The sequence below is a fragment of the Streptococcus oralis genome, assembly GCF_001075875.1.
Lineage (GTDB): Bacteria > Bacillota > Bacilli > Lactobacillales > Streptococcaceae > Streptococcus > Streptococcus oralis_I.
The window spans coordinates 1-17,195 of sequence record NZ_JUOS01000029.1 but is presented as its reverse complement, the minus strand read 5'-3'; the positions used below and the strand labels follow the sequence as shown (position 1 = coordinate 17,195).

The 17,195-nt window shown below is 41.5% G+C and carries 21 protein-coding genes; 19 read left to right on the top strand and 2 right to left on the bottom strand.

The window, feature by feature from the left end; translation table 11 throughout:
- Nucleotides 1-144: 144 nt before the first annotated feature.
- The 10 genes from ADM33_RS01860 to pflA all read left to right on the top strand — a co-directional run bounded on the left by ADM33_RS01860 (nucleotide 145) and on the right by pflA (nucleotide 9,292).
- Nucleotides 145-858 carry a hypothetical protein gene (locus ADM33_RS01860; RefSeq protein ID WP_049502938.1) on the top strand — a complete coding sequence of 238 codons (714 nt, stop codon included), beginning with the start codon at nucleotides 145-147 and terminating at the stop codon, nucleotides 856-858.
- A gap of 19 nt (nucleotides 859-877) precedes the next feature.
- The gene (gene rsmA, locus ADM33_RS01855; protein WP_049502937.1) at nucleotides 878-1,750 is read left to right on the top strand and encodes a 16S rRNA (adenine(1518)-N(6)/adenine(1519)-N(6))-dimethyltransferase RsmA; all 873 of its coding nucleotides are present in this window, start codon (nucleotides 878-880) and stop codon (nucleotides 1,748-1,750) included.
- A 1-nt stretch (nucleotide 1,751) separates the two neighbouring features.
- Nucleotides 1,752-2,630 (top strand): ribosome small subunit-dependent GTPase A, encoded by an 879-nt coding sequence (gene rsgA / locus ADM33_RS01850; RefSeq protein WP_049502936.1) that lies wholly within the window; start codon nucleotides 1,752-1,754, stop codon nucleotides 2,628-2,630.
- A 10-nt stretch (nucleotides 2,631-2,640) separates the two neighbouring features.
- The gene (gene rpe / locus ADM33_RS01845) at nucleotides 2,641-3,297 is read left to right on the top strand and encodes a ribulose-phosphate 3-epimerase (RefSeq protein WP_049502935.1); all 657 of its coding nucleotides are present in this window, start codon (nucleotides 2,641-2,643) and stop codon (nucleotides 3,295-3,297) included.
- Nucleotides 3,260-3,922 carry a thiamine diphosphokinase gene (locus tag ADM33_RS01840; RefSeq protein ID WP_049502934.1) on the top strand — a complete coding sequence of 221 codons (663 nt, stop codon included), beginning with the start codon at nucleotides 3,260-3,262 and terminating at the stop codon, nucleotides 3,920-3,922. The genes rpe and ADM33_RS01840 overlap by 38 nt, the downstream gene beginning before the upstream one ends.
- A gap of 1 nt (nucleotide 3,923) precedes the next feature.
- A complete protein-coding gene (gene rmuC, locus ADM33_RS01835) occupies nucleotides 3,924-5,180 on the top strand; it encodes a DNA recombination protein RmuC (RefSeq protein WP_049502933.1) in 1,257 nt (418 codons plus the stop codon).
- A complete protein-coding gene (locus ADM33_RS01830; RefSeq protein ID WP_049502932.1) occupies nucleotides 5,170-6,111 on the top strand; it encodes a 3'-5' exoribonuclease YhaM family protein in 942 nt (313 codons plus the stop codon). Before rmuC ends, ADM33_RS01830 begins: the two co-directional genes overlap by 11 nt.
- Before the next feature lie 102 nt (nucleotides 6,112-6,213).
- Complete coding sequence (gene purR, locus ADM33_RS01825; RefSeq protein WP_006146682.1) at nucleotides 6,214-7,038, top strand: pur operon repressor; 825 nt, start codon at nucleotides 6,214-6,216, stop codon at nucleotides 7,036-7,038.
- 72 nt (nucleotides 7,039-7,110) lie between these two features.
- Complete coding sequence (locus ADM33_RS01820; RefSeq protein ID WP_049502931.1) at nucleotides 7,111-8,364, top strand: diaminopimelate decarboxylase; 1,254 nt, start codon at nucleotides 7,111-7,113, stop codon at nucleotides 8,362-8,364.
- Nucleotides 8,365-8,497: 133 nt separating this feature from the next.
- Complete coding sequence (gene pflA / locus ADM33_RS01815) at nucleotides 8,498-9,292, top strand: pyruvate formate-lyase-activating protein (RefSeq protein ID WP_049502930.1); 795 nt, start codon at nucleotides 8,498-8,500, stop codon at nucleotides 9,290-9,292.
- Nucleotides 9,293-9,376: 84 nt separating this feature from the next.
- Here the strand turns inward: pflA and yidC are convergent, their stop codons facing one another.
- On the bottom strand, nucleotides 9,377-10,303 hold the full coding sequence (gene yidC, locus ADM33_RS01810; RefSeq protein WP_049502929.1) for a membrane protein insertase YidC: 927 nt from the start codon (nucleotides 10,301-10,303) through the stop codon (nucleotides 9,377-9,379).
- A 77-nt stretch (nucleotides 10,304-10,380) separates the two neighbouring features.
- Nucleotides 10,381-10,659, bottom strand: coding sequence for an acylphosphatase (locus ADM33_RS01805; protein ID WP_049502928.1), 279 nt, complete (start codon nucleotides 10,657-10,659; stop codon nucleotides 10,381-10,383).
- Between the two features lie 33 nt (nucleotides 10,660-10,692).
- On the opposite strand from ADM33_RS01805, the gene ADM33_RS01800 reads away from it, so the two are divergent.
- The 9 genes from ADM33_RS01800 to ADM33_RS01760 all read left to right on the top strand — a co-directional run bounded on the left by ADM33_RS01800 (nucleotide 10,693) and on the right by ADM33_RS01760 (nucleotide 17,138).
- Entirely contained in the window at nucleotides 10,693-11,433 is a 741-nt protein-coding gene (locus ADM33_RS01800; protein ID WP_049502927.1) for a TrmH family RNA methyltransferase, read from the top strand.
- Nucleotides 11,434-11,486: 53 nt separating this feature from the next.
- Nucleotides 11,487-12,170 carry a Bax inhibitor-1/YccA family protein gene (locus tag ADM33_RS01795; RefSeq protein ID WP_049502926.1) on the top strand — a complete coding sequence of 228 codons (684 nt, stop codon included), beginning with the start codon at nucleotides 11,487-11,489 and terminating at the stop codon, nucleotides 12,168-12,170.
- 96 nt (nucleotides 12,171-12,266) lie between these two features.
- Nucleotides 12,267-13,259 carry an aspartate--ammonia ligase gene (gene asnA / locus ADM33_RS01790; protein ID WP_000747986.1) on the top strand — a complete coding sequence of 331 codons (993 nt, stop codon included), beginning with the start codon at nucleotides 12,267-12,269 and terminating at the stop codon, nucleotides 13,257-13,259.
- Nucleotides 13,260-13,319: 60 nt separating this feature from the next.
- Entirely contained in the window at nucleotides 13,320-13,859 is a 540-nt protein-coding gene (gene rsmD / locus ADM33_RS01785) for a 16S rRNA (guanine(966)-N(2))-methyltransferase RsmD (RefSeq protein ID WP_049502925.1), read from the top strand.
- The gene (gene coaD / locus ADM33_RS01780; protein ID WP_049502924.1) at nucleotides 13,849-14,337 is read left to right on the top strand and encodes a pantetheine-phosphate adenylyltransferase; all 489 of its coding nucleotides are present in this window, start codon (nucleotides 13,849-13,851) and stop codon (nucleotides 14,335-14,337) included. Before rsmD ends, coaD begins: the two co-directional genes overlap by 11 nt.
- Nucleotides 14,321-15,358 (top strand): SepM family pheromone-processing serine protease, encoded by a 1,038-nt coding sequence (locus tag ADM33_RS01775; RefSeq protein WP_049502923.1) that lies wholly within the window; start codon nucleotides 14,321-14,323, stop codon nucleotides 15,356-15,358. Before coaD ends, ADM33_RS01775 begins: the two co-directional genes overlap by 17 nt.
- A 56-nt stretch (nucleotides 15,359-15,414) precedes the next feature.
- Nucleotides 15,415-15,645: a DUF1146 family protein gene (locus ADM33_RS01770; protein ID WP_000615324.1), complete on the top strand. Its 231-nt coding sequence runs from the start codon at nucleotides 15,415-15,417 to the stop codon at nucleotides 15,643-15,645.
- 25 nt (nucleotides 15,646-15,670) lie between these two features.
- Entirely contained in the window at nucleotides 15,671-16,957 is a 1,287-nt protein-coding gene (gene murA, locus ADM33_RS01765; protein WP_049502922.1) for a UDP-N-acetylglucosamine 1-carboxyvinyltransferase, read from the top strand.
- A complete protein-coding gene (locus ADM33_RS01760; RefSeq protein ID WP_049502949.1) occupies nucleotides 16,950-17,138 on the top strand; it encodes a DNA-directed RNA polymerase subunit beta in 189 nt (62 codons plus the stop codon). Before murA ends, ADM33_RS01760 begins: the two co-directional genes overlap by 8 nt.
- The last annotated feature ends 57 nt before the right edge of the window (nucleotides 17,139-17,195 follow it).

Sequence of the window (17,195 nt, the reverse complement as noted above, 5' to 3'; positions counted from 1 at the left end):
TATCGTCCCTTGGTGCTTTTATGAAACATCTTTTTTAAATGAAGTCTAAGTTTTGATTGGGCATGAAAAATTGGAAACTTTATAGTTTTATCTACATCCTACTTGAACCACTAACCTTTTTCAAAAATTTTGAAAGGAAATGATATGGCAAATAGAAGTTATATTTACTTAAAAAACGGAGATGAAGCCCGTATTTTAACAGAGGGAATTTACACAATACCCTATTTTTGGCAATTGTTTTGGGATGAAGAAGATTTAAAAGCTCCTATTTCACTCTGGGAAATAGCAGAAAAACTCGAAGAAGATGAAGAGCAAGCAGAAAAGTTTTACCAAGAGCAGAATGTAGATATCTTACTTCCTATTGAAAAATTCCAGCAAAACGCCCTCCAAAATCGGTCTTTTTTAGAAGAGAATGCCCCGCAGGCCTTGCAACTCTATGATGCCTTTGTTCGTTATATTCTTGTAAACGTAAAAGATGGTGATGTGCTTGGATTTGATGTTTTGGATGTAGTTTTTATGGACCAAGTATCTGTAGCCGCTGCTAAACTGTTAAAAAATATCCGAGCTGTTCAGGAAAACCAGCCAAAAGATTTGGATTTTTCTCTAACGGATAAGAACTTAATAGGCCTTGCTATGGGCTTTCCTGATTATTATGCTTCAGAATTATTGCCAGAAGACAATATTCTAGATTCGGATGCCTATCAGGATGAACTGAAGAAAATGAATCCCCAAGAAGATAAGAAAGTGCTTGATATGACTGGATCTGATTCAAAAGGGAACAAGCCTCGTGTTCTTTTAGTGTTTTGGATTTTGTTGGCACTAGGAATGATGTGGGTTTTATATATTATTTTTAGCTAATAAATAGAAAAGAGAATAAATGAGAATTGCAGATTATAGCGTGACCAAGGCAGTGCTGGAGCGTCACGGTTTTACCTTTAAAAAGTCCTTTGGGCAAAATTTTTTGACGGATACTAATATCCTTCAAAAAATTGTGGATACGGCTGAGATTGATGATCAGGTCAATGTTATTGAAATTGGTCCAGGGATTGGTGCTTTGACTGAATTTTTGGCTGAGCGTGCAGCTGAAGTCATGGCCTTTGAGATTGACCACCGTTTGGTACCGATTTTGGCAGATACCCTACGTGATTTTGACAATGTTACTGTAGTCAACGAGGACATTCTCAAGGTTGATTTGGTCCAGCATATTCAGAATTTCAAAAATCCTGATCTACCCATAAAGGTAGTAGCCAACTTACCTTACTACATCACGACCCCTATTCTCATGCACTTGATTGAAAGTGGGATTCCTTTTAGTGAGTTTGTCGTCATGATGCAGAAAGAAGTAGCAGATCGTATCTCTGCACAACCAAATACCAAGGCTTATGGTAGCTTGTCAATTGCAGTTCAGTATTATATGACGGCCAAGGTTGCCTTTATCGTGCCTCGTACGGTCTTTGTGCCAGCGCCCAACGTGGACTCAGCTATCCTGAAAATGGTGCGTCGTCCAGAACCGGCGGTTGCGGTCGAAGATGAGAACTTCTTCTTTAAGGTTTCCAAGGCTAGTTTCACTCATCGTCGCAAGACCTTGTGGAACAACTTGACTGGTTACTTTGGGAAAACTGAGGAAATCAAGGATAAGCTGACCAAGGCTTTGGACCAGGCAGGCTTGTCACCAAGTGTACGTGGTGAAGCTCTTGGCTTAGAAGAATTTGCTAGTTTAGCAGATGCACTTAAAGGACAAGGACTTTAAGATGCAGGGACAAATCATTAAAGCATTGGCCGGTTTCTACTATGTGGAAAGTGATGGTCAAGTTTATCAAACGCGCGCGCGTGGGAATTTTCGTAAAAAAGGCCATACACCCTATGTTGGAGATTGGGTAGAATTTTCTGCAGAGGAGAACTCAGAAGGCTATATATTGGAAATTCATGAACGAAAAAATAGTCTGGTTCGTCCACCCATTGTCAATATTGACCAAGCCGTTGTCATTATGTCCGTTAAAGAACCTGACTTTAATAGCAACTTGTTGGATCGCTTCTTGGTTCTCTTAGAACACAAGGGCATTCATCCTATCGTCTATATTTCCAAAATGGACTTACTAGAGGATAGTGAAGAACTGGATTTTTACGAGAAAATCTATCGTGCTATTGGTTACGACTTTGTGACTAGTAAGGAGGAACTCTTGCCCTTGTTGACAGACAAAGTGACAGTCTTTATGGGGCAGACGGGTGTTGGTAAGTCAACCCTTCTTAATAAAATTGCACCTGACCTCAATCTCGAAACAGGAGAAATCTCAGACAGTCTGGGTCGTGGTCGCCATACTACTCGAGCTGTTAGTTTTTACAACCTCAATGGAGGCAAAATAGCAGATACACCAGGTTTTTCGTCGCTAGATTATGAAGTATCAAGTGCTGAAGAGCTGAACCAGGCTTTTCCAGAGATTGCTAGTGTCAGTCGCGACTGTAAGTTCCGTACTTGTACGCATACTCATGAGCCATCTTGTGCAGTGAAACCAGCAGTAGAAGAGGGCATCATTGCAAACTTCCGTTTCGACAACTATCTGCAATTCCTCAGTGAGATTGAAAATCGCAGAGAAACCTATAAAAAAGTCAGCAAAAAAATTCCAAAATAAGGAGAAACCTATGTCTCAATACAAGATTGCTCCGTCAATTCTGGCAGCAGATTATGCCAACTTTGAACGTGAAATTAAACGCCTAGAAGCAACTGGGGCAGAATACGCCCATATCGATATCATGGATGGTCACTTTGTACCTCAAATCAGCTTTGGTGCAGGTGTAGTCGAAAGTCTTCGACCTCATAGTAAGATGGTCTTTGACTGTCACTTGATGGTCTCTAACCCAGAACATCATTTAGAGGATTTCGCGCGTGCAGGGGCAGATATCATCAGCATCCATGTCGAGGCAACACCTCATATCCATGGCGCTCTTCAAAAGATTCGTTCTCTCGGTGTTAAACCTTCGGTTGTCATTAACCCTGGTACTCCTGTTGAGGCGATTAAACATGTCCTTCACTTAGTTGATCAAGTTTTGGTCATGACGGTTAATCCTGGATTTGGCGGGCAAGCTTTTTTGCCTGAAACCATGGATAAGGTTCGTGAGTTGGTTGCCCTTCGCGAAGAAAAAGGCTTGAACTTTGAAATCGAAGTCGATGGTGGTATTGATGACCAAACCATTGCTCAAGCCAAAGAAGCTGGCGCTACAGTTTTTGTAGCGGGATCTTATGTCTTTAAGGGAGATGTCAATGAACGAGTGCAAGCTCTCCGAAAACAACTGGACTAAAGTTGCAGTTTTTGCAGGGGGAGATCGCGGTCACTACCGGACAGATTTTGACTGTTTTGTCGGTGTGGATCGAGGCTCACTCTGGGTATTGGAAGAAGAACTTCCTCTTGCTTTAGCAGTTGGAGATTTTGATTCTGTGACTGTAGAAGAACGTCAGTTGATTCAAGAACATGCCCAGCATTTTGTCCAAGCTCAGCCAGAGAAGGATGATACCGATCTGGAACTAGCACTGTTAACGATTTTTGAAAAAAATCCTCAGGCTCAGGTGACCATTTTTGGCGCCCTAGGTGGTCGCATCGACCATATGCTGGCCAATGTCTTTCTGCCTAGCAATCTTAAATTGGCGCCCTATATGCGTCAAATAGAGATTGAGGATGGGCAAAACTTGATTACTTATTGTCCAGAAGGGACCAGTCAACTTGAACCACGTTCGAACTATGATTATCTGGCCTTTATGCCGGTTCGGGATAGTCAGTTGACCATTCTTGGTGCCAAGTATGAGTTGACAGAGGAAAATTTTTTCTTTAAGAAAGTTTATGCTTCTAACGAATATATAGATAGGGAAGTTTTGGTGACTTGCCCAGATGGCTATGTGGTTGTCTTGCATAGCAAAGACAGGAGGTAGGATGGAAAGTTTACTTGTTGTTTTATTAGTTGCTAATCTAGCCGGCCTCTTTCTTATTTGGCAAAGGCAGGACAAGCAGGAGAAATATCTGACCAAGAGTTTGGAGGATCAGGCAGATCATTTGTCAGACCAGTTGGATTACCGCTTTGAACAGGCCAGACAAGCTAGTCAGCTTGACCAAAAAAATCTAGAAGTGGCTGTTAGCGACCGTTTGCAGGAGGTGCGAATTGAGTTGCACCAAGGCTTGACTCAACTTAGGCAGGAGATGAATGAGAATCTTCTCCAAACAAGAGATAAGACTGACCAACGCCTCCAAGCCTTGCAGGAATCCAATGAGCAACGCTTGGAACAGATGCGCCAAACGGTTGAGGAAAAGCTAGAAAAGACCTTGCAGACACGCCTTCAGGCCTCTTTTGAGACAGTTTCCAAGCAACTGGAATCTGTCAATCGTGGCCTTGGCGAAATGCAGACGGTGGCGCGTGATGTTGGTGCGCTAAATAAAGTTCTTTCTGGAACTAAAACGCGAGGAATTCTAGGAGAACTACAACTAGGACAGATCATTGAAGATATCATGACACCTGCCCAGTATGAACGAGAATTTGCAACAGTTGAAAACTCTAGTGAACGTGTGGAATACGCCATCAAGTTACCTGGACAAGGTGATCAGGAATATGTCTATCTACCGATTGATTCTAAGTTTCCACTGGCAGATTATTACCGTCTGGAAGAAGCCTATGAAGCAGGTGACAAGGACGAGATTGAGCGCTGTCGTAAGTCTCTCCTAGCAAGCGTCAAGCGTTTTGCTAAGGATATTAAGAGTAAGTACCTGGCGCCACCTCGGACAACCAATTTTGGAGTCTTGTTTGTTCCGACAGAAGGACTCTATTCGGAAATTGTTCGAAATCCGATTTTCTTTGATGATTTGAGACGGGAGGAGCAAATTATCGTTGCAGGTCCAAGTACCTTGTCGGCTCTTCTTAACTCCCTATCGGTTGGCTTCAAGACTCTCAATATCCAAAAGAGTGCTGACCATATCAGTAAAACCCTAGCTAGTGTCAAAACAGAATTTGGCAAGTTTGGAGGGATTCTGGTCAAGGCACAAAAACATCTCCAACATGCCTCTGGCAATATTGATGATTTATTAAACCGTCGTACTACAGCTATCGAGCGAACGCTTCGTCACATTGAGTTATCAGAAGGTGAGCCTGCGCTTGATTTGCTCCAATTCCAAGAAGATGAGGAAGAATATGAAGATTAGTCACATGAAGAAAGATGAGCTTTTTGAAGGCTTTTACCTGATCAAGTCAGCTGACCTGAGACAGACACGTGCTGGGAAAAACTACCTAGCCTTCACCTTCCAAGATGATAGTGGAGAAATCGAAGGGAAACTCTGGGATGCTCAACCCCACAATGTTGAAACCTTTACAGCAGGGAAAGTAGTTCATATGCAAGGTCGTCGTGAAGTGTACAACAATACGCCTCAGGTTAATCAAATCACCCTTCGCTTACCACAACCTGGCGAACCAAATGACCCAGCGGACTTCAAGGTTAAATCTCCAGTAGATGCCAAAGAGATTCGTGAGTATATGGCGCAGATGATTTTTAAAATTGAAAATCCAATTTGGCAGCGAATTGTTCGAAATCTCTACACCAAGTATGACAAGGAATTCTACTCTTATCCAGCTGCTAAGACCAACCATCATGCCTTTGAAACAGGGCTTGCTTATCATACTGCCACTATGGTTCGTTTGGCAGAAGCAATTGCAGATGTTTATCCTCAACTCAATAAGAGCTTGCTCTACGCGGGGATTATGCTGCACGACCTGGCCAAGGTTATTGAGTTGACAGGTCCTGACCAGACAGAGTACACAGTAAGAGGAAATCTTATCGGTCATATTGCTCTGATTGATAGTGAGATTACCAAAGCAGTAATGGAACTTGGCATTGATGACACCAGAGAAGAGGTTGTACTTCTTCGCCATGTCATTCTCAGTCATCATGGTCTCCTTGAGTATGGTAGTCCAGTTCGTCCTCGAGTGATGGAAGCAGAAATTATTCATATGATTGATAATTTGGATGCCAGCATGATGATGATGACAACAGCTCTGGCCCTTGTTGATGAGGGAGAAATGACCAATAAAGTCTTTGCTATGGACAATCGTTCCTTCTACAAGCCGAAATTAGACTAGAAACTAAAAAAATGAACTTTATTTAGGCAATAAAGTTCGTTTTTTTGCTTTAGTGTGATATAATGAGAAAAAGACTAAATAAAAAAGAATGGTAAAAATATAATGAAATTAAGAAGAAGTGATCGGATGGTTGTCATTTCCAATTACTTGATTAACAATCCATACAAATTAACCAGTCTCAACACTTTTGCGGAAAAGTATGAATCTGCCAAATCGTCTATTTCTGAAGACATCGTCATCATTAAACGGGCCTTCGAAGAAATTGAAATCGGGCATATTCAAACGGTGACAGGTGCTGGTGGTGGTGTTATTTTTACACCATCGATCTCTCCCCTTGAGTCTAAAACGATTATCGAAGAGCTTCGTGATAAACTTTCAGAGAGTGACCGCATTCTTCCAGGTGGCTACATTTATTTGTCTGACCTATTGAGCACTCCAGCTATTTTGAAAAATATCGGTCGCATTATTGCTAAGAGCTTTATGGATCAGAAGATTGATGCCGTTATGACTGTTGCGACCAAAGGGGTTCCGCTTGCGAACGCGGTAGCAAATGTTCTCAATGTTCCATTTGTCATTGTCCGTCGCGACTTGAAAATCACTGAAGGTTCAACTGTTAGTGTCAACTATGTTTCAGGTTCTAGTGACCGTATCGAAAAGATGTTCCTTTCAAAACGTAGCCTCAAAGCAGGAAGCCGTGTCTTGATCGTCGATGACTTCTTGAAGGGTGGAGGAACCATTAACGGGATGATTAGCCTCTTGTCTGAGTTTGATTCAGAGTTGGCTGGAGTAGCCGTCTTTGCTGATAATGCACAGGAAGACCGTGAACAACAGTTCGACTACAAGTCACTCTTGAGAGTCACGAACATTGATGTGAAGAACCAACAAATTGCTGTTGAAGTTGGAAATATCTTCGATACAGAAAAATAAGAATTGACTTGAAATACAAAGGTTGGAACTTTCGTCCCAGCCTTTCTTTGATAATGAATATGAAGGAGTCCTATGAAAACACCATTTATTAAACGTGAAGCCTTAGAAAAGATTGTTGGGGAGTTTCCAACCCCTTTTCACCTCTACGATGAAAAAGGGATTCGCGAGAAAGCACGAGCAGTAAACAAAGCCTTTTCTTGGAATAAGGGCTTTAAAGAATACTTCGCAGTTAAGGCAACGCCAACTCCAGCCATCTTGAAAATCTTACAAGAAGAAGGATGTGGAGTGGATTGTTCTAGTTATGTCGAACTCTTAATGAGTCATAAACTAGGATTTGCCGGCTCCGATATGATGTTCTCATCTAATAACACCCCAGATAGAGAATATGCCTATGCTCGTGAATTAGGTGCGACGATTAATTTAGATGCCTTTGAAGATATCGAGCATTTGGAACGTGCAGCAGGTATTCCCGAAATCATCTCTTGCCGTTACAATCCTGGTGGAGTATTTGAACTGGGTACGGACATTATGGATAATCCTGGTGAAGCTAAGTTTGGGATGATTAAGGAACAGCTTTTTGAAGCCTTTGCCATCTTGAAAGAAAAGGGAGCTAAAACTTTTGGGATTCATTCCTTCCTAGCTTCCAATACAGTGACCCATCTCTACTATCCAGAATTAGCACGTCAGCTTTTTGAATTGGCAGTAGAAATCAAGGAAAAGTTAGGTATTTCACTGGACTTTATCAATCTTTCTGGAGGTATCGGAGTTAACTATCGCCCAGATCAAGAACCTAATGATATCGCCTTGATTGGTGAGGGAGTTCGTCAGGTTTATGAAGAAGTCCTCACACCAGCAGGACTTGGTCAGGTTAAGATCTTTACAGAACTAGGGCGCTTTATGTTGGCACCTCATGGAATTTTAGTCACAAAAGTAACTCATAAAAAGAAAACCTACCGTACATATCTAGGAGTAGATGCCTCAGCTGTCAATCTGATGAGACCAGCTATGTATGGTGCTTATCACCACATTACTAATATGATGCATCCTGATGGTCAGACTGAAGTGGTTGATGTTGTTGGTTCTCTTTGTGAAAACAACGACAAGTTTGCAGTTAATCGTGAACTACCTCAAACAGAAATTGGTGATTTGTTAGTCATTCATGATACAGGTGCGCATGGCTTCTCTATGGGTTACCAGTACAATGCCAAGCTTCGTTCGGCAGAAATTCTCTACACAGAGGATGGTGGAGCACGCTTGATCCGCCGAGCAGAGCGACCAGAGGACTATTTTGCGACTCTCTATGGCTTTGATTTTGACAAGGATTAATAAATATTTTGAAAATCATGAAAGTTGAAAGTGAAAAACAGATTGTTTTCTAAAAAATAGGCAAAATCTGTGGTTTTTCTTTTCAGTCATGGTATAATAAAGACTATAAAACGTTTTCAAGGAAGGTAACGATATGTCTGAGGAAATAATTGACTATGGACAAGTGACAGGAATGGTGCATTCGACAGAGAGTTTTGGGGCGGTAGATGGCCCTGGGATTCGTTTTATTGTCTTTTTGCAAGGCTGTCAGATGCGTTGCCAATATTGCCATAACCCAGATACTTGGGCTATGGAAACAAATAAATCTCGTGTACGAACAGTGGACGATGTTCTAGAAGAAGCTCTCCGTTATCGTGGCTTCTGGGGGACAAAAGGTGGTATTACAGTCAGTGGTGGAGAAGCGCTACTTCAGATTGACTTTTTGATTGCCCTCTTTACTAAGGCAAAAGAAAAAGGTATCCACTGTACCTTGGATACTTGTGCTCTTCCATTCCGTAATAAACCACGCTATCTAGAAAAATTCAACAAATTGATGGCTGTTACAGACTTGGTACTCCTTGATATCAAGGAAATCAACGAAGCACAACACAAGATTGTGACTAGTCAAACCAACAAAAATATCTTGGCATGTGCTCAATACTTGTCAGAAATCGGTAAACCAGTTTGGATTCGTCATGTTCTCGTACCTGGTTTGACAGACCGCGATGAAGATTTGATTGAACTTGGTAAGTTTGTAAAAACTCTCAAAAATGTTGATAAGTTTGAAATCTTGCCTTATCACACTATGGGTGAGTTCAAATGGCGTGAACTTGGGATTCCATATTCCCTTGAAGGAGTTAAACCTCCAACAGCAGATCGCGTCAAGAATGCTAAGGAACTAATGGATACAGAAAGCTATCAAGATTACATGAAACGTGTACATGGATAAAATGAAAGAAGAGGTTGGGAATTTTTTCTCAGCCTCTTTTCGACTATAGAAAAGGCTCAGCATTTAAGCTAAGCCTTTTATTTTTTATCTAGAATGTTGTTTGCCAGAATTGCGTTTTTTGTTTTTCTTCTTGTTAGAAGTTGTGATAGCAGAGACTGGTTCAGGGGTTACATCTTTACGAGTAGCTGAAGTTTTACTTGCTTTTGGTGGGTTCTTAGCAAATTCTTCGCGTACTTTTTTACGAAGATGTGGACGAACCATGTAGTTGATGATGAATTGTTGAAGGATCATCATGAAACCACCGACAACCCAGTAAAGTGTAACGCTGGCTGGTGAGAAGACAGAGAACACGACAATCATGAGAGGACTCATATAGAGCATCTTCTTGATTTGTTCTCTTTGAGTTTCATCCTCAACTCCATGAAGAGAAAGGAGTGATTGAAGATAGTAAAGGATACCAGCAAAGGCAACCAAAATCATACTAGGTGAGCCTAGAGGAATTCCTAGGTAGCTTGCTTGGGCGACTCCTTCAGTATGTTGGGCAGCAAAGTAGATAGCAGAGAAGAAAGGCATTTGAATGAGGATAGGGAAACATCCCACGCCTCCAAACATGCTGATGCCGTGCTCTTTTTGGGCAGCAAAGAGAGCTTGTTGCGCTTCTAGTTTTTCTTCTTGAGTTGTTGCTTCTTTCAGGCGAGTCTGATGTGGTTCAAGGACGTGCTTGAGAGCATTCATCTTTTCAGAGTGAAGCGTTGCCTTCCATGATTGGTAGATACCAAGTGGGAGGATAATCAAGCGAACGATAATGGTTACGATGATGATCCCAACACCGAAACCGAGGCCTTGATCATTGGCGAAGTATTTGATAGCTTCTCCCATTGGAGCACCCAAGAAATCCCAAACGGGACCAATTGGGAGTCCTGTTGATTTATCAACCTGGACACAACCTGTTAAGACTAATAGCATAGCCAATCCCATAGCCGAGAGAGCGATTCGTTTAATTGATTTCACTGTTTTTATTCCTTCTTTAAAAATTATACCTTTCTATTCTACTGTTTTTTTGGGAAATATACAATAGTTCTAGAGACCTAATTTGCGACTTTGAAGTCTGAATAAGATGGAAAGTTACTCATTTGCACATCTAGGTAGGTTACTTTAGAGAATGGGGTAGGGCCTTTTCGGATTTCTTGGATAAACTTGGCCATAATGGCAGAAGACTCTGCCTGGGCCAGAATCTCAACGGTTCCGTCATCGTTATTCCAGACACGACCCGTAATGCCACCTAGTTCTAGAGCTAGGGTATAGACACCCCAGCGGAAGCCCACTCCTTGGACGCGACCTTGGGCGATCATTTTAACCTTTTGCATACCAAACCTCCTTGATTGTGTTATAATATTTCTATGACTATTATAACCTCTAAAGCCAATTCTGTGGTGAAAAATGCCAAAAAATTACATCAAAAAAAATATCGGAAAACCTCTTACTTGATTGAGGGCTGGCACTTGTTTGAAGAAGCTGTTCAAGCTGGTGCAAAGATTGAGAAAATTTTTGCCCTTGCAGAGTATGGAGATAAACTGGTAGACTATCCTCAAACTGTTTTTGTAACCGAAGAAATTCTGCTTGATTTAGCAGATTCCCAAACGCCTCAGGGTATCGTTGCTATTGTTCAAAAGGAAGAGGACCAGTTGCCAGATTTGAGCCAAGGGAAGTATCTCTTTTTAGAAGATGTGCAGGATCCTGGAAATGTGGGGACCATGATTCGGACGGCAGATGCGGCAGGTTTTTCAGGAGTCATTGTTTCAAGCAAGTCAGCAGATATTTATAGCTTGAAGACTCTCCGATCCATGCAGGGCAGCCATTTTCATTTGCCGATTTATCGCATGTCTGTTGAAACATTCGTTGAAGAGGCTAAAAAGGGCAATTTACCAATTCTAGCAACTACTTTGTCCCAAAAATCTAAAGATTATCGTGAGCTTGTTCAGCTAGAAGATTTTGCCTTGGTCATGGGGAATGAAGGTCAAGGCATTAGTCAATTCATGACAGACCAGGCAGATCAATTGGTCCACATCAGCATGAAAGGGCAAGCGGAAAGTCTCAACGTTGCCATTGCTGCAGGCATACTCATGTTTTATTTGAGTTAAAATAGTTTATTTTTGTTATAATCAGTAAAAAGATTTCATAAGGAGAAAAAGATATGAATCAAACAATTATTCAAGAACGTTCTGGCTTGAATCAATTTTATGCAAAAGTCTATGCTTTTGTAGGGATTGGGATCGCCTTATCTGCACTTGTTTCAGCCTTAATGTTAACAACCTTCCAAGACCTTCTTGTTCAGTTGATGTTTAACGCCCGCATATGGCTAATCGTAACAGGAGTAGTTGAAGTTGCTCTTGTCATTGCAGCCAGTAATATGGCTTATAAAAATAGCCCAGCAGCTCTTCCGATGTTTCTCATCTATTCAGTAGTGAACGGTTTTTCACTGAGTTTCATCGTGTCGCTCTATCTACCAGGAACGGTTCTAACGGCCTTTATTTCCAGTGCAGCTCTCTTCTTTGTCATGGCTATTATTGGAGTTGTGATTAAAAAGGACTTGAGTGGTATCGGACGTGCTTTGATTGGAGCCTTGGTAGGTCTCATCTTGGCTATGATTGTTAATGTATTCTTAAACAGTGGTCTATTCGATTACATTATCAGTATTGTCATGGTTCTTGTTTTTGCAGGTTTGATTGCTTGGGATAACCAAAAGATTCGCTATGTTTATGAAGAATCAAATGGTCAAGTCGCTACAGGTTGGGCAATTTCATTGGCGCTTAGCCTCTATCTTGACTTTATTAACCTCTTCCTCAGCTTCTTGCGTATCTTTGGAAGTGACGATTAATACTTTTAGAGCTCAAATGAGCTCTTTTTTTAATTTTTACTTTTATTTTTACTGGCAAAAGGGTATAATCATCTTATTATTCAAAAGGAGAGATGTATGAAGAAAAGTTTTATCCATCAACAGGAAGAAATTTCCTTTGTAAAAAATACCTTTACCCAGTATTTGAAAGATAAATTAGAAGTTGTAGAAGTGCAAGGACCAATCTTGAGTAAGGTTGGGGATGGGATGCAGGATAACCTTTCAGGGATTGAACATCCAGTTTCTGTTAAGGTTTTGCAAATCCCAGATGAAACCTATGAAGTGGTGCATTCCCTTGCTAAGTGGAAACGCCATACCTTGGCCCGTTTTGGTTTTGGCGAGGGTGAAGGCCTCTTTGTTCACATGAAGGCCCTTCGTCCAGACGAAGATTCGCTAGATGCGACTCACTCAGTCTATGTAGATCAGTGGGACTGGGAAAAAGTTATTCCAAACGGACAACGCAATCTAGCCTATCTTAAAGAAACAGTAGAAAAGATTTATAAGGCCATCCGTTTGACAGAGTTAGCGGTCGAAGCACGCTACGATATTGAGTCTATCTTGCCAAAACAGATTACCTTTATCCATACAGAAGAGTTGGTTGAACGTTATCCAGATTTGACTCCAAAAGAACGTGAGAATGCCATTTGTAAGGAATTTGGAGCGGTCTTCCTAATTGGTATCGGTGGAGAATTGTCAGATGGAAAACCTCATGACGGACGTGCACCAGACTATGATGACTGGACAACTGAGTCTGAAAATGGCTATCATGGCTTGAATGGGGACATCCTTGTTTGGAATGATAATTTGGGTGCAGCCTTTGAATTGTCTTCAATGGGCATTCGTGTCGATGAAGACACTCTCCGTCGTCAAGTAGCTATCACAGGAGACGAAGACCGTTTAACCTTAGAATGGCATAAGGCTCTTCTAAATGGACTCTTCCCATTGACAATCGGTGGAGGAATTGGCCAATCTCGTATGGCTATGTTCCTGCTTCGTAAGAAGCACATCGGTGAAGTCCAAACCAGTGTTTGGCCGCAAGAAGTGAGAGATACTTACGAAAATATTCTTTAATCAATCGAGCCGTAAGGTTCGATTTTCTTTTTTTGATAAGAATTTGGTATAATAGACGTTATGAAAATCGTATCAGGAATCTACGGTGGGCGTCCTTTAAAGACGCTGGACGGTAAAACGACAAGGCCAACATCAGACAAGGTTAGGGGCGCTATTTTCAATATGATTGGCCCTTACTTTGAAGGCGGGCGTGTGCTAGATCTCTATGCTGGTAGCGGGGGGTTATCCATTGAAGCAGTTTCAAGAGGGATGTCTAGCGCTGTCCTAGTTGAGAAGGATCGCCGAGCCCAGAATATAGTCGCAGAAAATATTCGGATGACCAAGGAAACCTCTAAATTTCAATTATTGAAAATGGAATCCAGTCGCGCATTGGAGCAAGTGGATGGTGTCTTTGATCTTGTTTTTTTGGACCCTCCCTATGCAAAAGAACAAATCGTGTCAGATATTGAAAAAATGGCAGAGAGAAATCTTTTTTCAGAGGATGTCATGGTGGTATGTGAGACCGATAAATCAGTAGAACTTCCAGAAGAAATCGCTTGTTTGGGCATCTGGAAGGAAAAAATATATGGGATTAGTAAGGTGACGGTTTATGTCAGATAAGATTGGGCTATTTACAGGTTCTTTTGATCCGATGACCAATGGACATTTGGATCTCATTGAGCGTGCAAGTAAGCTCTTTGATCAATTGTATGTAGGAATTTTTTATAATCCACACAAAACGGGCTTTTTACCGATAGAGAGCCGAAAGAAAACTGTTGAAAAAGCAGTAGCACATCTCAAAAATGTCAAAGTCATAGCTTCTCACGATGAATTAGTCGTTGATGTTGCTAGAAGATTAGGTGCAGAGATCTTAGTGCGTGGTTTACGCAATGCTACGGATCTTCAGTATGAAGCTAGTTTTGATTTTTACAACCATAAATTAGCGGGAGAAATGGAGACAATCTATCTCCACAGTCGACCGGAGCATGTTCACATCAGCTCTTCAGCTGTGAGAGAACTATTAAAATTTGGTCAAGATATCAGTGAGTATGTACCAAATGCTGTCCTAGAGGAGTTAAACAATGAAGAAAAAAACTAGATGGCCCTTATATCTCATTATTGGGCTCATTGTCACTTTTATAGCTTTTACGGTGCCCCTGCCTTATTATATCGAGGTGCCAGGAACTTCTGAAGATATTCGAAAGGTTTTACAAGTTAATAACCAACCTGACCAAGAGGAAGGTTCCTACCAATTTGTGACGGTTGGAGTTAAGCACGCCAGAATGGTTGACTTGTTTTATGCCTGGCTAACACCTTTTACGGATATACATAGTGCCAAAGAGATGACGGGTGGTTCGTCAGATACAGAATTTATGCGAATCAACCAGTTTTACATGGAAACTTCGCAAAATATGGCCAAATATCAAGGCCTGAAGACGGCGGGTAAGGAAATTGAACTCAAATATCTGGGTGTCTATGTTTTGACTGTAACAGATAACTCGACTTTCAAGGGAGTTCTTAATATTGCTGACACCGTAACCGCTGTGAATGACAAGACTTTTGAGAGCTCCAAGGAGATGGTTGACTACGTTAATTCTCAAACTCTAGGTGATCAGGTTAAGGTTACCTATGAGGAGGATGGAAAAGTCAAGACTGCCGAAGGAAAAATCATTACTCTGGAAAATGGGAAAAATGGTATCGGAATCGGCTTGATTGACCGAACAGAAGTATCTAGTGATGTGCCAATCAAGTTTTCAACTGCAGGCATTGGTGGTCCTAGTGCTGGGATGATGTTTAGTCTATCCATCTATACGCAAATTGCAGATCCCACTCTTCGAAATGGACGCATCATTGCTGGTACAGGAAGTATCGACAGAGATGGGAATGTTGGTGATATTGGTGGAATTGATAAAAAGGTTGTGGCCGCAGCTAAGAAAGGAGCAACTGTATTCTTTGCTCCTAACAATCCAGTAACTGAAGAAGCTAAAAAAGCAAATCCAAATGCCAAGAGTAATTATGACACAGCTCAAGAAGCAGCTCAAATGATTAAAACAGACATGAAAATCGTTCCAGTCAAAACGCTTCAAGATGCGATTGACTATTTGAAAAACAATCCCTAAACAGTAGGCGAATCCCTAAACTAGCTTAGAAAAAAAGAAGATGGTATAATAGGCAAATGATTCAATTGTTTTTTACCCTTAGTAGTCATATGTTTTTTGTCTACCTAGTCTTTCAGCTCTTGAAAGATTTGGTCAGATGGGATCAAATTTTGAAGGTGACAAAGGATAATGCGAAGAAGGTTCGACTCTTGGTAGTATTGTGTAGTATCGGTTTAGGATATCTGATTAGTTCCTTTTTCTTGAATCTCTACCAACTCTGGCAAGAAGCAGTTAGAACGCTATTCTAAAATTGTAAGTGAAGGAAAATACTCTATGGAAAAAATTGTAGTTCAAGGTGGCGATAATCGTTTGGTTGGAAGTGTTACCATCGAGGGCGCAAAAAATGCAGTTTTACCACTGCTTGCAGCAACTATTTTAGCAAGCGAAGGAAAAACAGTTTTAAAAAATGTTCCTATCCTATCGGATGTCTTTACCATGAACCAAGTAGTTCGTGGATTAAATGCGAAAGTTAATTTTGATCAAGATGCAAACATTGTTGAAGTGGATGCGACAGATGATATCACAGAAGAAGCTCCCTATAAGTATGTCAGCAAGATGCGTGCTTCTATTGTAGTCTTGGGTCCAATCCTGGCTAGGGTTGGTCACGCTAAAGTTTCGATGCCAGGTGGTTGTACGATCGGTAGTCGTCCGATAGACCTCCACCTTAAAGGACTCGAAGCAATGGGGGCTGAGATTACTCAGACGGCAGGTTATATTGAAGCTAAGGCGGAACGCTTGCACGGTGCACATATCTACATGGACTTTCCAAGTGTAGGTGCTACTCAAAACTTGATGATGGCAGCAACTCTTGCTAACGGCGTTACAGTCATTGAAAATGCTGCGCGTGAACCTGAGATTGTCGACTTGGCTGTTCTCCTAAATAAAATGGGTGCCAAAGTTAAGGGGGCAGGAACAGAAACTATTACCATTACTGGTGTTGAGCAACTACACGGTGCAACCCACAATGTTGTGCAAGACCGTATTGAAGCAGGGACCTTCATGGTAGCAGCTGCCATTACAGGTGGAGATGTCTTGATTCTGGATGCTATCTGGGAACATAATCGCCCCTTGATTGCTAAATTACAGGAAATGGGTGTTGAAGTCATCGATGAGGACGAAGGAATTCGTATTCGTTCTCAACGTGAAAAATTAAAGGCTGTTCACGTTAAGACACTTCCACATCCAGGATTTCCGACGGATATGCAAGCGCAGTTCACTGCTCTAATGACCGTTGCTCAAGGTGAGTCAACTATGGTAGAAACTGTATTTGAGAATCGTTTTCAACATTTAGAGGAAATGCGTCGTATGGGCTTGCACTCTGAAATCATCCGTGATACAGCCCGTATCGTCGGAGGACAGCCTCTCCAAGGTGCAGAAGTTCTATCGACAGACTTACGTGCCAGTGCAGCCTTGATTTTGACAGGCTTGGTAGCTGAAGGCGAAACAGTTGTAGGAAAGCTTGTCCATTTAGATAGAGGTTACTACCGTTTTCATGAAAAATTAGCCCAGTTAGGAGCTAAGATTGAACGGGTAAGTGTAGAAGCTGATGAAGATGAATAAACAATCCAAATATGTCTTACGTCGCTTAATCTTAGTAATTGTAGTATTACTACTAGGAGTCTTAGCTCTTGCTATTGGTTTGATGATTGGCTATGGTATTCTAGGAAAAGGTCAAGATCCTTGGGCTATTTTAGCACCAGCAAAATGGCAAGAACTCATCGCAAAATTTACAGGAAAATAGAGAGTGGGACAGAAATCGGTAATTCGTTAGAATTCGATTTCGTCGTCCCACCTCCGC

Bases quoted from the DNA above. Each gene is read 5' to 3' on its own strand.
- ADM33_RS01860 (WP_049502938.1), top strand. From the start codon at position 145: ATGGCAAATAGAAGTTATATTTACTTAAAAAACGGAGATGAAGCCCGT.
- rsmA (WP_049502937.1), top strand. From the start codon at position 878: ATGAGAATTGCAGATTATAGCGTGACCAAGGCAGTGCTGGAGCGTCAC.
- rsgA (WP_049502936.1), top strand. From the start codon at position 1,752: ATGCAGGGACAAATCATTAAAGCATTGGCCGGTTTCTACTATGTGGAA.
- rpe (WP_049502935.1), top strand. From the start codon at position 2,641: ATGTCTCAATACAAGATTGCTCCGTCAATTCTGGCAGCAGATTATGCC.
- ADM33_RS01840 (WP_049502934.1), top strand. From the start codon at position 3,260: ATGAACGAGTGCAAGCTCTCCGAAAACAACTGGACTAAAGTTGCAGTT.
- rmuC (WP_049502933.1), top strand. From the start codon at position 3,924: ATGGAAAGTTTACTTGTTGTTTTATTAGTTGCTAATCTAGCCGGCCTC.
- ADM33_RS01830 (WP_049502932.1), top strand. From the start codon at position 5,170: ATGAAGATTAGTCACATGAAGAAAGATGAGCTTTTTGAAGGCTTTTAC.
- purR (WP_006146682.1), top strand. From the start codon at position 6,214: ATGAAATTAAGAAGAAGTGATCGGATGGTTGTCATTTCCAATTACTTG.
- ADM33_RS01820 (WP_049502931.1), top strand. From the start codon at position 7,111: ATGAAAACACCATTTATTAAACGTGAAGCCTTAGAAAAGATTGTTGGG.
- pflA (WP_049502930.1), top strand. From the start codon at position 8,498: ATGTCTGAGGAAATAATTGACTATGGACAAGTGACAGGAATGGTGCAT.
- ADM33_RS01805 (WP_049502928.1), bottom strand. From the start codon at position 10,659: ATGCAAAAGGTTAAAATGATCGCCCAAGGTCGCGTCCAAGGAGTGGGC.
- ADM33_RS01800 (WP_049502927.1), top strand. From the start codon at position 10,693: ATGACTATTATAACCTCTAAAGCCAATTCTGTGGTGAAAAATGCCAAA.
- ADM33_RS01795 (WP_049502926.1), top strand. From the start codon at position 11,487: ATGAATCAAACAATTATTCAAGAACGTTCTGGCTTGAATCAATTTTAT.
- asnA (WP_000747986.1), top strand. From the start codon at position 12,267: ATGAAGAAAAGTTTTATCCATCAACAGGAAGAAATTTCCTTTGTAAAA.
- rsmD (WP_049502925.1), top strand. From the start codon at position 13,320: ATGAAAATCGTATCAGGAATCTACGGTGGGCGTCCTTTAAAGACGCTG.
- coaD (WP_049502924.1), top strand. From the start codon at position 13,849: ATGTCAGATAAGATTGGGCTATTTACAGGTTCTTTTGATCCGATGACC.
- ADM33_RS01775 (WP_049502923.1), top strand. From the start codon at position 14,321: ATGAAGAAAAAAACTAGATGGCCCTTATATCTCATTATTGGGCTCATT.
- ADM33_RS01770 (WP_000615324.1), top strand. From the start codon at position 15,415: ATGATTCAATTGTTTTTTACCCTTAGTAGTCATATGTTTTTTGTCTAC.
- murA (WP_049502922.1), top strand. From the start codon at position 15,671: ATGGAAAAAATTGTAGTTCAAGGTGGCGATAATCGTTTGGTTGGAAGT.
- ADM33_RS01760 (WP_049502949.1), top strand. From the start codon at position 16,950: ATGAATAAACAATCCAAATATGTCTTACGTCGCTTAATCTTAGTAATT.